Origin of the sequence: Jiella sp. M17.18, assembly GCF_041027365.1 — a bacterium.
In the GTDB taxonomy this organism is placed as follows: Bacteria; Pseudomonadota; Alphaproteobacteria; order Rhizobiales; family Rhizobiaceae; genus VKMB-3413.
On record NZ_JBFTEH010000002.1, the window covers coordinates 367,310 to 379,876 of the forward strand.

At 68.6% G+C, this 12,567-nt stretch carries 14 protein-coding genes; 9 read left to right on the forward strand and 5 right to left on the reverse strand.

Annotation, left to right across the window (positions count from 1 at the left end; translation table 11 throughout):
• The first annotated feature begins 2 nt into the window (after positions 1 to 2).
• The 3 genes from AB5S17_RS05165 (at position 3) to AB5S17_RS05175 (ending at position 2,765) form a co-directional block, all read left to right on the forward strand.
• Complete coding sequence (locus AB5S17_RS05165; protein WP_369236850.1) at positions 3 to 569, forward strand: MarR family winged helix-turn-helix transcriptional regulator; 567 nt, start codon at positions 3 to 5, stop codon at positions 567 to 569.
• Positions 566 to 1,291, forward strand: a complete 726-nt coding sequence (locus tag AB5S17_RS05170) for a response regulator (protein WP_369236852.1) — start codon at positions 566 to 568, stop codon at positions 1,289 to 1,291. The genes AB5S17_RS05165 and AB5S17_RS05170 overlap by 4 nt, the downstream gene beginning before the upstream one ends.
• 100 nt (positions 1,292 to 1,391) lie before the next feature.
• On the forward strand, positions 1,392 to 2,765 hold the full coding sequence (locus tag AB5S17_RS05175) for an ATP-binding protein (RefSeq protein ID WP_369237395.1): 1,374 nt from the start codon (positions 1,392 to 1,394) through the stop codon (positions 2,763 to 2,765).
• 154 nt (positions 2,766 to 2,919) lie between these two features.
• On the opposite strand, the gene AB5S17_RS05180 is transcribed toward AB5S17_RS05175, so the two are convergent.
• The gene (locus AB5S17_RS05180; RefSeq protein ID WP_369236854.1) at positions 2,920 to 3,657 is read right to left on the reverse strand and encodes an SDR family oxidoreductase; all 738 of its coding nucleotides are present in this window, start codon (positions 3,655 to 3,657) and stop codon (positions 2,920 to 2,922) included.
• A gap of 101 nt (positions 3,658 to 3,758) precedes the next feature.
• Here AB5S17_RS05180 and AB5S17_RS05185 point away from each other — a divergent pair, with 101 nt between their 5' ends.
• The gene (locus AB5S17_RS05185; protein ID WP_369236856.1) at positions 3,759 to 4,652 is read left to right on the forward strand and encodes an AraC family transcriptional regulator; all 894 of its coding nucleotides are present in this window, start codon (positions 3,759 to 3,761) and stop codon (positions 4,650 to 4,652) included.
• Between the two features lie 78 nt (positions 4,653 to 4,730).
• Here the strand turns inward: AB5S17_RS05185 and AB5S17_RS05190 are convergent, their stop codons facing one another.
• The 4 genes from AB5S17_RS05190 to AB5S17_RS05205 all read right to left on the reverse strand — a co-directional run bounded on the left by AB5S17_RS05190 (position 4,731) and on the right by AB5S17_RS05205 (position 7,103).
• Positions 4,731 to 5,090, reverse strand: a complete 360-nt coding sequence (locus AB5S17_RS05190; protein WP_369236858.1) for a tRNA-binding protein — start codon at positions 5,088 to 5,090, stop codon at positions 4,731 to 4,733.
• Positions 5,091 to 5,229: 139 nt separating this feature from the next.
• Positions 5,230 to 6,051, reverse strand: coding sequence for a pyrroline-5-carboxylate reductase (gene proC / locus AB5S17_RS05195; protein WP_369237397.1), 822 nt, complete (start codon positions 6,049 to 6,051; stop codon positions 5,230 to 5,232).
• A complete protein-coding gene (locus AB5S17_RS05200; protein WP_369236860.1) occupies positions 6,048 to 6,548 on the reverse strand; it encodes a YbjN domain-containing protein in 501 nt (166 codons plus the stop codon). Before AB5S17_RS05200 ends, proC begins: the two co-directional genes overlap by 4 nt.
• 282 nt (positions 6,549 to 6,830) lie before the next feature.
• Positions 6,831 to 7,103 carry an accessory factor UbiK family protein gene (locus tag AB5S17_RS05205; protein WP_369236862.1) on the reverse strand — a complete coding sequence of 91 codons (273 nt, stop codon included), beginning with the start codon at positions 7,101 to 7,103 and terminating at the stop codon, positions 6,831 to 6,833.
• 219 nt (positions 7,104 to 7,322) lie between these two features.
• Between AB5S17_RS05205 and lgt the strand changes: the two genes are divergently transcribed.
• From lgt to AB5S17_RS05230, 5 genes are all read left to right on the forward strand, one after another.
• On the forward strand, positions 7,323 to 8,240 hold the full coding sequence (gene lgt, locus AB5S17_RS05210; RefSeq protein ID WP_369236864.1) for a prolipoprotein diacylglyceryl transferase: 918 nt from the start codon (positions 7,323 to 7,325) through the stop codon (positions 8,238 to 8,240).
• Positions 8,237 to 9,334 (forward strand): class I SAM-dependent methyltransferase, encoded by a 1,098-nt coding sequence (locus AB5S17_RS05215; protein ID WP_369236866.1) that lies wholly within the window; start codon positions 8,237 to 8,239, stop codon positions 9,332 to 9,334. Before lgt ends, AB5S17_RS05215 begins: the two co-directional genes overlap by 4 nt.
• A gap of 90 nt (positions 9,335 to 9,424) precedes the next feature.
• The gene (gene pgeF, locus AB5S17_RS05220; RefSeq protein WP_369236868.1) at positions 9,425 to 10,225 is read left to right on the forward strand and encodes a peptidoglycan editing factor PgeF; all 801 of its coding nucleotides are present in this window, start codon (positions 9,425 to 9,427) and stop codon (positions 10,223 to 10,225) included.
• 3 nt (positions 10,226 to 10,228) lie between these two features.
• Positions 10,229 to 11,377, forward strand: a complete 1,149-nt coding sequence (locus AB5S17_RS05225) for a M24 family metallopeptidase (RefSeq protein WP_369236870.1) — start codon at positions 10,229 to 10,231, stop codon at positions 11,375 to 11,377.
• Positions 11,378 to 11,492: 115 nt separating this feature from the next.
• Complete coding sequence (locus AB5S17_RS05230; protein ID WP_369236872.1) at positions 11,493 to 12,482, forward strand: hypothetical protein; 990 nt, start codon at positions 11,493 to 11,495, stop codon at positions 12,480 to 12,482.
• Positions 12,483 to 12,567 lie beyond the last annotated feature (85 nt).

Genomic DNA, 12,567 nt, shown 5'->3' on the forward strand with positions numbered 1-12,567 from the left:
CAATGGTGCTGACCTATTTTATGGATGCCGCCCCCATTTCCGACGATCTTCCCGACGGCGCCCTCGCCGACATCGTCCGCGAGCCGCTGCCGACCCTCGGCCCCGTCGATTTCCGCATCATCGAGCTGTTCTTCTTCGCCTATCGCGAGTTCACCGGCGACGCCGACGAGATCCTCGCCGCCTACGGCTTCGGCCGCGCGCACCACCGGATCCTGCACTTCGTCAACCGCGACCCCGGCATGACGATCGCCGGCCTCCTCGATCTGCTCGAGATCACCAAGCAGTCGCTGTCGCGGGTGTTGCGCCAGCTGATCGACGACGGCTTCATCGCGCAGATGCCGGGCGACGAGGACCGCCGCCAGCGCCGGCTCTACCCGACACAGAAGGGCCGCGATCTGACGCTGGAACTCTCGCGCGCCCAGGTCCGGCGGATCGACGCCGCGCTGCAGATGGCGCCGGCGCTGGACGTCACCGAGGTCGGCGCCTTCCTCGGCCGGATGGCGGCCGACCGGCGGGCGGCGCAGGAGTGGTTCGCCAGGAAGGACATCAATTGGAAAGACCGGACATGACCGATGTCGCCTCGGCCGCCCCGGCGGCGCCGCAAGCCCTGGAGGACGACGCGCCGCACATCCTGATCGTCGACGACGACCGGCGCATCCGCTCGCTCCTGTCGCGCTTCCTCGTCGAGAAGCGCTTCCGCGTCTCGGTCGCGGCCGACGCGCAGGAGGCGCGGCGCATCCTCGGCGGGCTCGACTTCGACCTGTGGGTCGTCGACGTGATGATGCCGGGCGAGAGCGGCATCGAGCTCGTGCGCTCGCTGCGCCAGAGCCGCGACGCGCCGGTCCTGATGCTGACCGCGCGCTCGGAGACCGAGCACCGGATCGAGGGGCTGGAGGCCGGCGCCGACGACTATCTCGCCAAGCCCTTCGACCCGCGCGAGCTGCTCTTACGGATCAACAACATCCTGAGGCGCGGTGCGCCGCAGCCGGTGCAGAAGCTGGAGCATGTCCGCTTCGGCCCATTCACCTTCTCGCTCTCCAAGCGCGAGCTGAAGCGCGGCGCGGAGCTGATCCGGCTGACCGAGCGCGAGCAGGAGATCATGAGCCAGTTCGCGGCGAACCCCGGCGAGACGATCCAGCGGCTCGACCTCCTCGGCGACGAGAACGAGGTGGGCGAGCGAACGGTCGACGTCCAGATCAACCGCCTCAGGCGCAAGATCGAGAGCGACCCGGCCAATCCTCTGTGGCTGCAGACGGTGCGCGGCATCGGCTACCGCCTCAACATCGACTGACGGCAAAGGACGGCGGTTGACCTCGATCGAGCGCATCATCAGGGAGGCTCCCGCCCGCTCGCGCCGGCTGCGACAGCTCGCGACGCGTCTGCCGCGGAGGATGCGCCGGTGGAAGCTGCCGAAGCTCGACATCTGGCGCGGGCCGCTGCGCCCGATCCCGCGGATCATCCAGCGCTTCATGCCGAAGGGACTCTATCCGCGCTCGCTGATTATCATCATCGCGCCGATGGTGCTTCTGCAATGCGTCGTTACCGTCGTGTTCATGGAGCGGCACTGGCAGATGGTGACACAGCGCCTGTCGCAGGCGGTGATCCAGGACGTCGCCGCGGTGACCGATCTCATCGAGGATCGGCGCAGCGATGCCGAGCTGAAACAGATCATCCAGATCGCCCGCGACCGGATGAACCTCAACGTCGCCTTCCTGCCGCCGGCGCCCCTGCCCGCGCCCGCGCCGAAGCCCTTCTTCAACATCCTCGACGGAATCCTCAGCGACGAGATCAAGGACCGGATCGGCCGGCCCTTCTGGATCGACACCGTCGGCAATTCCCGCATCGTCGAGATCCGCATCCAGCTCGACGACGGCATCCTCCGGGTCTTCGCGCCACGCAACTCGGCCTATGCTTCGAACACCCAGATATTCCTGTTCTGGATGGTCGGCACATCGCTGGTCCTCCTGATCATCGCCGTCCTGTTCCTGCGCAACCAGATTCGCCCGATCCAGGCGCTCGCTGCGGCCGCCGAGGGCTTCGGACGCGGGCAGCCGATGCCGCCCGACTTTCGGCCGCGCGGCGCTTCGGAGGTGCGGCGCGCCTCGCTGGCCTTCATCCAGATGCGCGACCGCATCGAGCGGCAGATCGAGCAGCGCACGCAGATGCTGAACGGCGTCAGCCACGACCTCCGCACGGTGCTGACGCGCTTCCGCCTGCAGCTGGCGCTGCTGCCCGAAGGCGAGGACCAGGACGAGCTGAACGCCGACATCGACGAGATGCAGCGCATGCTGGAGGGCTATCTCGCCTTCGCCAAGGGCGAGGCCGGGGAGGACGTCGGCGAGCTGGACCTCGAGCCGCTCTTGAAGAAGTTCCGTGCCGAGGCACAGATCAAGGGCAAGACGCTCGTCACCGACATCGTCGGCGACCCGCGCATCACCGTGCGCCCCGACGCCTTCGGCCGCATGGTCACCAACCTCGTCGCCAACGCCATGCGCCACGGCGACGAGATCCGTGTCGTCGCCAACCACGAGGGCCGCTGGCTGACGGTGACGGTGGAGGACGACGGGCCCGGCATCGCACCGGAACAGCGCGAGGACGTCTTCAAGCCCTTCGTCCGCCTCGACCCCGCCCGTAACATCGACGCCGGCGGCACCGGGCTCGGGCTCGCCATCGCCCGCGACATCGCGCGAGCGCATGGCGGCGACATCCTGCTGTCGGAGAGCAAGATGGGGGGATTGAGGGCGCTGATCCGAGTGCCGGGGTGAGGGACGTTCTCCCGTAGCGAACCCGTCGCGGATTCCGGGAACCGAGGCCGCCGCCGGATGATGATCATCTGATCGAAGCAGGACGTTTAGGTCTTAGCGACCCTGAACGCTTCAAAGGACCTTGGGCCAGTCAGAGTGCAGCGCGGCTCTGGTCCTAATCCTGCGCGGTTGGGCGCACGACAATGCTGCCGATCTCGACGTCGTCAGGCTGTTCGATGGCAAAGGCGATGGCACGGGCGATCGCGTCGGGAGGAATTGCGAGCTCATCCTTTCTCCTCTGGATCGCCGCCTTTACCTCCGGATCGGTGATGGAAGCGTCGGCAAAGCTCGTGTCGATGAAGCCCGGCGACACCTCCGTCACCCGCAGGTGCGGCCCTGCCTCCTGACGCAATGCCTCGGTGGCCGTGCGAAGGGCATTCTTGGTCGCGGCATAGACGCCCATCGTCGGGACGATCTTGATTCCCGCCGTCGAGAGGATGTTCACGACATGGCCTTTCTGCTGGCGCTCGAACACGGGAAGCGCCGCGGCGATCCCGTAGAGTGCGCCGCGCAGGTTGATGTCGATCATCGCATCCCAGTCCTCCACCCGCAGCGCGTCGAAGCGCGAGATCGGCCCGATGCCGGCATTGTTGACGATCACGTCCAGCCGCCCGTGCCGCTCGCAGGCCAGTGCGACCAAGGCTTCGAGATCCGCGCGCCGCGACACGTCCATTCCGCGGAACACCGCTTCACCACCTGCGGCCTCGATCTCGTTCACGACGGCCACGAGTTCCGGCTCGCTTCTCGCACCCAGGACGAGACGCGCTCCGTGGGCAGCCAAATGAAGAGCGGTTGCTCGCCCGATGCCTCGTCCCGCTCCGGTGATGGCGACGATCTTATTTCGAATGGTCATGGACGGGTTCCCCATAGGTCTGACGGTTCCCGACGCTATGATGGGAGAACTGGCGTATCCATATTCGAACCGCCAAACCTTTGTCGCGATCAGCCGATTTCATGAACGATCCCCTCTCCGATGTCCTTGCCGTTCTGGGAACCAGAAGCGTCCGCGGAACCAGCCTTGAAGCGTCAGGCGCTTGGGCGCTGAGCTTCGACGGACGGGCGCGGCTGAAATTCGTGGCGGTCGTGCGGGGACGGTGTTGGCTGACGCTCCCGGACCGTCCGCCCGAGGCTCTCACCGAGGGGGATGTCGTCCTCATCAGCGACACACGCTACGCCGTGGCGAGCGATCCGACCCTCGCACCTTCGGATGGCATGGCGCTCTACGCCCTGCCGGGCCAGGACACCGTTCGCCTCGGCCGCGGATGCGAGACCATCATGATCGGCGGGGGCAGCGGCTTTGCGAAGGGAGGGGATTCATTCGTCCTCGACGCGCTCCCTCGGTTTTTGCGGATCGATCAACAGTCGCCGCGTGCCGCGGCGGTCGGCCGGATTCTTCGCGCGCTGCATGAGGAGATGGATTGCGGGGCGGTCGGTCGTGCGCTGGTCTCCGAGCGACTTGCGGACGTTCTCGTGGTCGAGGCAATCCGCGCCTATGTTGCAACCGGCTCAGTAGGGAGTGTCGGCTGGATCGCGGCCTTGGCCGATCCGAAGGTCGGCGAAGCGATCAGGCTCATGCACGGCGCCGTCGCGCGCCGTTGGACTGTGCCGGCCCTCGCGCGTGAAGTCGGCATGTCTCGCTCGGCGCTCAGCCAGCGCTTTGCGCAAAAGGTCGGACGGCCACCGCTCGACTACCTGACGCGATGGAGAATGCTGCTCGCTCAGCGAAAGCTGGCCGCAGGCGAACCCGTGGCGACCGTGGCTGCAGACGTCGGCTACACCTCCCAAAGCGCCTTCACGCAAGCCTTCAAGCGAACCATGGGCCGGACGCCGCGACAGGAGCCACGCTGACGGGCTCCGGGACTCCTCGCATCGAAGCGTCAACCCTCCCCGATCTCCACAAGCCGGGAATAGCGAAGCCGCGTCCCCTCAATACATCCGCCCGCCGTTCGGCACGCCCTGCCCTGGCCCAAGCAGCACGACCTCGCCCGCTTCGTCGGGGATGCCGAGCGTCAGCACCTCCGACATCATCGGGCCGATCTGGCGCGGGGGGAAGTTGACGACGGCGATCACCTGCCGGCCGACGAGGTCCTCCGGCTTGTAGTGCTTCGTGATCTGGGCCGAGGACTTCTTGCGGCCGATCGCTTCGCCGAAGTCGATGAGGAGCCTGATCGCCGGCTTGCGCGCCTCGGGAAAGGGCGCGGCCTCGACGATGGTGCCGACGCGGATGTCGACCTTCATGAAGTCGTCGAAGCCGATCTCCGGCGCCCGCTCGTTGCTCGCAGCCATGCCTTCTTCCCCTCTCTCGTCGCCGACGCATCCATGGCCGCGACGGCTCCAGATCGCCGCGGCTGTCTGCCAGAGCCTTTCCGCCGTCCATCGCCGTCGCCGGCGGTTTCGGCCGACGGCAAAGCCGGTGCGAGGCTCCCTACCCCTTGGCGAGTTCCTCGGCCCGATCGCGCGCGGCCCTGACCGCACGCTCCACGAGCGGCGCGAGTGCATCCTCGGCCATCAGGACGTCGAGCGCCGCCTGCGTCGTGCCGTTCGGCGAGGTGACGTTCTGGCGGAGCTTCGCGGGCGTGTCGCCCGACCGGATCATCAGTTCGCCGGCGCCGGCCACCGTGTGGCGCGCAAGGCGCATGGCGAGATCGGCGGGCAGGCCGACGGCCTCGCCGGCCTTCGCGAGGCATTCCGCCAGATAGAAGACATAGGCCGGGCCGCTGCCGGAGACGCCGGTGACGGCGTCGATCAGCGCCTCGCTGTCCACCCACTCCACCGGCCCGCTCGCCGACAGCAGCCGGTCCGCCGTCGCCCGGCCGGCCGCATCGACGCGCGCATTGGCATAGGCGCCGGTGATGCCGCGGGAAATCAGCGCCGGCGTGTTCGGCATCGCGCGCACCACCGGCCGTTCGCCGAGATGGCGCTCGATCGCGGCGACCGTCGTGCCGGCGGCGATCGAGATCGCCAGGCTGCCGGCTTCGAGCGCGGCTTTGAGCGCGGGAAGCGCAGCGTCCATCATCTGCGGCTTCACCGCCAGCAACGCGACGTCGAACGTCGCGCCCGCCGGCACGGACGCGGCGTGCCGCACACCCTTTTCGAGAAGCGGCTGCAGCGCCTCGCCCACTTTCGGATCGACGACCAGCACCTTGTCCGGCTGAAGGCCGGCCTCCAGCCAGCCGCCGAGCAGCGCGGTTCCCATGTTGCCGCCGCCGAGAAGCAGGATCGTCTCGCCGCTCTGTGCCATCGTCAGGCCTCGCCCACCGTCTCGAACAGCGTGCAGGCGAGCGCATCGTCGGCCGTCTTGTCCGCCCAGATGACGAACTGGAAGGCCTGGTAGAAGCGCTCGCAGTTCTCCAGCGCCGTCACCAGCATCCGTTCCGCCTGCGGGCTCGTCGCCTCGACGCCGCCGGAGAGCAGCAGCGCGTGCCGGAACATGACCGCCCCCTCCTTCTCCCACAGGTCGAAATGGCCGACGACCAGCTTGCCGTTGATCTCCGCAAGCAGCGCCAGCACTTCCGCGCGCCGGTGCGCCGGCACCTTCAGGTCGAAGGCGCAGCCGATGTGCAGCGCCTCGATCTCGTCGAGCCAGGAGAAGGAGACGGAATAGTCGGCCCAGACGCCGGCCACGGCCACCGCGATCTCGTCCTCGCAGGAGCGCTCGAAAGCCCATTCGCGCGACGCCGCCACCCACTCGATCACGTCGACCGGATGCGATTGCCGCAGCGCAGAAAATTCTTCCAGTATCATGCAGATCCCCGTTGCCGATTGAAACCGGGACACCGTCCGCCGCGACGGTCTCCCGGCAGGGCAACCCTCGCCGCCGCCGACGAATCACCCTTGAAAATCAGCATACAGACGGGGAGTCTTCACGCTAAGGGCGTTAACCCTTTTTTCATGTTGAGAACGCGGGGATGCGTTTCACCGCTATCCGCGAGGCGCCCTTAAGCGACTCTCGCGAAAGCTGTTTCGGCTCGCCGCGCGAGACGCGGAAGCCGCAGCAAAAGCTGTTGACGCCTTGTGGATAAGTGCTCAGGAAGCTTCCGGGCCGCTGCCGCCCATGCGCGCCTCGAGGTCCGACATGCGCTTCTTCAGCGCCTCGTTCTCCATGCGCGCCTTCATCGCCATCTCGCGCACCGCCTCGAATTCCTCGCGCTGGACGAGGTCCATGGAGTTGAGCAGCCGCTCGCCCTGGGCGCGGAACACGGTCTCCATTTCGCGGCGCACGCCCTGCGCAGCGCCCGCGGCGTCCGTCATCATTCGCGCGAACTCGTCGAGCATGCGGTTGGGGGCTCGGTTGGGCATGGGGTTCTCCGCTATGGCCGTTGGCAGGTGAGGTAGAGAGCGCCGGGCGAAATGACAATGGTGCAGGGCCGGCATCGCCGCAGCCCGGCACCACGCGCCACGGATGGCCGCGCCTGTCGCAATAGCTTGACCCTTCCGGGCCATAAGGCCAATGTCGCGCCGCTTTCAGAGGGGCGCCCGATCAAGACGCCGAGGCGCAACCCGGTTCAAGGCGGTTCCATGCTTTCACTCCAGACACTCGGCCTGCTCACCTATCCGCAGATCGACCCGGTCTTCCTCGACCTCGGCTTCGTGCAGCTGCGCTGGTACGGCCTCGCCTATGTCGCCGGCATCCTGTGCGGCTGGCTCTATGCGCGCTACCTCGTCGGCAACCGCAGGCTCTGGCCGAACGGCGTCTCGCCGATCACCAAGCTCGAGATCGACGATTTCATCCTCTACATCACGCTCGGCATCGTGCTCGGCGGCCGGCTCGGCTCGGTGTTCTTCTACGACTTCCCGCGCTACGAGGCGAACCCGCTCGCCGTCTTCTACGTCTGGGAGGGCGGGATGTCCTTCCATGGCGGGCTGATCGGCGTCACCATCGCCATGCTGTTGTTCTGCCGCGTCCGGAACGTGCCGTTCTGGAGCCTGATCGACGTCGTGGCGGCCGCGGTCCCCTTCGGCCTGTTCTTCGGGCGGATCGCCAATTTCATCAACGGCGAGCTCTGGGGCGCGCCCTCCAACGTGCCCTGGGCGATGGTCTTCCCCGACGCCGGGCCGCTTCCGCGCCATCCGAGCCAGCTCTACGAAGCGGCGCTGGAGGGCATCGTCCTCTGGATCATCCTGCGGATCGCGACGCACGGCTTCAAGATGTTCAAGCGGCCGCGCTTCACCGCCGGCCTGTTCATCTTTTTCTATGGCTGCGCCCGCATCTTCGCCGAGTTCTTCCGCATGCCGGACGTCCAGCTCGGCTATCTCTATGGCGGCTGGGTGACGATGGGCATGGTCCTGTCCTTCCCGATGCTGCTCGTCGGCATCTGGGCCATGGCGACCGCGAAGCGCCGGGTCTACGAGCCGAAGGCCCTGCCCGCGGCGGCCGTGCCGGCGGAGACGAAGGATGACGCCGCGGCGCACAAGAGAGACTCCGTCCGCTCGTGACCCCGCTCGCCCGGACGATCGCGGAGCGGATCCGCGCGGACGGGCCGATGCGGCTCGACCGCTTCTGGAACACCGCGCTGTTCGACCGGACGCACGGCTACTACCGGGCCCACGATCCGTTCGGCGCAGGCGGCGACTTCGTCACCGCGCCGGAAATCAGCCAGATCTTCGGCGAACTGATCGGCGCCTGGATCGCCGCCGCCTGGCACGGGCTCGGCAGCCCGCCGCGCTTCGTCCTCGCCGAGATCGGCCCCGGCCGCGGCACGCTGATGGCGGATATCCTGCGCACGCTCCGGCGCGTCGCGCCCGCCTGCCTCGCGGCGGCGGACATCCGGCTGGTCGAGACCAGCGAGCGGCTTGCGGCGCTGCAGGCGACGCGGCTCGAGCGCTTCGACCTGCCGATCAGGCGTGTGCGGCGGCTGGCGGAGATCGAGGCGGGACGGCCGCTGATCGTCGTCGCCAACGAACTCTTCGACGCGCTCGCCGTCCGCCAGTTCGTCTTCGACGGCGTCGCCTGGCGCGAGCGCTGCGTCGGCGTGTCGGACAGCGGCCGCTTCGAATTCGTCCTCTGCGGCTCGCCCGGCGGGCTGCCGGAGACGATCGAGCACCTGCCGCACCCGCCGATTGCCGGCGCCGTTCTGGAACTTTCGCCCGAGCGGGAAGCGCTGGCCGAGGCGATCGCCGTGCGGATCGCCACCGATGGCGGAGCCGCCCTGTTCATCGACTACGGCCATGCCGCCACAGGCTACGGAGACACGCTGCAGGCAGTCCACGAGCATGCGTTCGCCGATCCGCTGGACCGGCCGGGGGAATGCGACCTGACGAGCCATGTCGATTTCGAGCGCATCGGCAAACACTTCGCCGCCGCAGGCCTCGCCGTCTCGCCCGTCGCCGGGCAGGGCGACTTCCTCCTGGCCCTCGGCCTGCTGGAGCGGGCCGGCGCGCTCGGCGCGCCCTTGGACGAAGCGGGACGGGACGCGATCCGCGCCGCCGTCGCCCGACTCGCCGGCACCGGCGAGACCGAGATGGGCCGGCTGTTCAAGGTGATCGCCTGCGCCTCCAAGGCCCTCGCGCTGCCGCCCTTTTCGCCGTAGCGGCAGGTCCGGATCTCCGGAAGCACAGCCGCTTTGGCCTCCGTGGCCGGCTGATTGACTTCGCCCGGACCCTCAACCACCATCCTCCACATGGACGCGACTCACCACGACGGCGCACTCGCCGACGCCGATGTCGTCCGGGCCGAAAGCCTCGACGACGCGCGGCTGTCCCACGCCTTCTTCACGAGGCGCGGCGGCGTTTCCGGCGGCATCTATGAAGGGCTGAACGTCGGGGTCGGGTCGAAGGACGCGCCGGACGACGTCGCCGAAAACCGCGCCCGCGCCCTCGCCACTCTCGGCTTGGCCGTCACCGATCTCGCCACGCCTTGGCAGGTCCATTCCGCCGAGGCGGTGGTGGTCGACGCCCCCTTCTCGGGAGAACGGCCGAAGGTCGACGCGGTGGTGACGCGGACGCCGGGGCTCGCCGTCGGGGTCGTCACGGCCGATTGCGGGCCGGTGCTGTTCGCCGATGCCGAGAACGGGGTCGTCGGGGCGGCGCATGCCGGCTGGCGCGGGGCGCTTGGCGGCGTGCTCGAAGCGACGATCGCGGCGATGGAAGAGGCGGGCGCCCGGCGCGAGACGATCGCCGCCGTCCTCGGCCCGACGATCACCCAGCCGAACTACGAGGTCGGGGTCGAGATGATGCGCGAGTTCCTCGCCGGCGATCCGGACCGAGAGCGGTTCTTCGCGCCGGGCGCCGCGTTGGACAAGCGGCAGTTCGACCTGCCGGGCTTCATCGTCTCACGGCTTCGCTCTGCCGGCGTTGCCGCCGCTTTCGTCGGCCGCTGCACCTATGGCGAGCCGGAGACCTTCTTCTCGTTCCGCCGCACCACCCATCGGGGCGAGCCGGACTATGGCCGCCAGCTCGCGGCGATCGCCTTGCGGAGCTGAGCGATGCTGCATTTCCCGCGGGACGAATACGACGCAAGGCGCGACCGGCTGATCGCCGAGATGGCCGAGAAGAAGCTCGACGCCCTGCTCGTCTTCGCGCAGGAATCGATGTACTGGCTGACGGGCTACGACAGCTTCGGCTTCTGCTTCTTCCAGTGCCTCGTCGTCAAAGCCGACGGCACGATGCGGCTTCTCACCCGCTCGGCCGACCTTCGCCAGGCGCGGCACACCTCGATCCTCGACGAGATCAAGATCTGGCGCGACCGCGGCGCCGCCGATCCCGTCCTCGAACTGCGCGACATGCTGAACGAGATGGATCTCCTCGGCGCCCGCATCGGGGTCGAGTGGCTGACGCACGGGATGACGGGTTCCGTCGGGCTGCAGATCCAGGAGCGCCTCGGGTCCTTCGCCGCCCTGAAGGACGCGTCCTCGCTGGTCCCGATGCTGCGCGCGGTCAAGAGCGCGGCCGAGGTGGAGATGGCGCGCGAGGCCGCACGGCTGGCCGACGGGGCTTTCGAGGCGGCGCTGCCGCTGATCCGCCCGGGCGCCGACGAGGGCGCGATCCTTGCCGCCATGCAAGGCCACATCCTGAAGGAGGGCGGCGACTATCCCGGCAACCCCTTCATCATCGGCTCGGGCCGCGACGCTCTCCTCTGCCGCTACAAGTCCGGCCGCCGCACGCTCGACCCGCAGGACCAACTGACCCTCGAATGGGCCGGCGTGAAGGCGCAGTATCATGCGGCGCTGATGCGTACCGTCATCGTCGGCGCCCCGACGACGCGCCATCGCGAGCTCTACGCGGCGGCGGGGGAGGCGCTGTCGGCGGTCGAGACGGCGATGCGGCCCGGCAACAGCTTCGGCGACGTCTTCGACGCGCATGCGAGCGTGATGGAGGCGCACGACCTGTCGCGCCATCGGCTGGCCGCCTGCGGCTATTCGCTGGGCGCACGTTACGCGCCGTCCTGGATGGACCTGCCGATGTTCCACGCCGGCAACGCCGAGATGATCGTGCCCTCGATGACACTGTTCGCTCACATGATCATCATGGATTCCGAGAGCGAGACCGCGATGACGCTCGGGCGGACTTACCTGACGACCGAGGGGGCGCCGGAGCCGTTGTCGAAGCTCTCGCTCGAACTTCCGGTCGTCTGAGGCCGGCGCTGGAAAATACTCCGGCATTATCGGCGGATTTTAACGAAATTTTGCGATCGGCCACCGAGCATCGCTGCGAAGCGATCGCCCGAAGTCCCCTCCAGGGAGGCCGTCCGTGCCCGTCCGTGCCGCCAGATGCGTGCCTGTTCTTCTCGTCGGCCTCGGCGCCGTCCTGTCCGGCTGCACCGGCTCGGACATCACCATCGGCATGGGCCCGAACGGCCCGATTCCGCCGGCCGACATCCAGTCCGTCGCCTCGACCACCACGGTCGGCGCGCCGATGACGGCGTCCAACTCGCTGCCCGCGCCGGCCCCGAGCTACCGGGCTCGCTCCACGCCCCGGCGACAGCGCGTCGAGGTCGCCGACGCCGTCACGGCGGGGCCGCTCCTCGCCCCGGCATCGAGCGCCGGCGAGGAGGAGCCGGTCGCCGCAGAACCGGCGCCGTCCTCGCATGCCGCCGCGCTGCCGCCGCCCCGGCAGCCGCGCCATCGGCGCGAGCCGGTTCGATCGCAGCCCGTCCGCAGCATGGCCCGTCAGGAATCCCTTCCACCGGCGCAGGCCGAGCCCGAAGCGGCCGAGGTTCGGGATCAGGCCCAGGAACAGTCGCAATCCCCGCTCCTGCTGCCCGCGGCCTCCAAGCCGTCGCCGCGTCTCGCCGCCGCAACGGAGCCGCCGCTGCGATCGGCTCCCGCGGCCGCGTCGACGCGACTTGCCTCCACGGCCAAGCCCTACGAGGTGCAGTTCCTGCCGATCGTCGGAACACCCGAGCGCCAGGCGGAACTCCTCGCCCGTGCGCTGTCGCAGGAATCGGCCGCCGCCGGCGTCCAGATTCGCCCCGCGGCGGGGCCGAAGTCGAACGTGCGGCTGAAAGGCTATTTCGCCGCCTACGACGACGGCGGGTCCACCACGCTGAACTATGTCTGGGACGTGCTCGATCCGAGCGACAAGCGCGTTCACCGCATCCAGGGCCAGGAGCATCTGAAGGGGACGGCGAGCGACCCATGGTCGCTGGTCACCGCCGAAACGCTTCGGGACGTTGCCCGCAAGACCCTGCAGGAAGCTGCCGGCCTGGAAGCTGCCGGGCTCGAGGCGGCGAACGGCTGACGGCGGTGCCGCGCGGGCACGCGTCGAGCGGATTCGTTCGTCGGGCGGAAGCGGCGGGTTGAAGTTTCGCCGGACGATGATATTG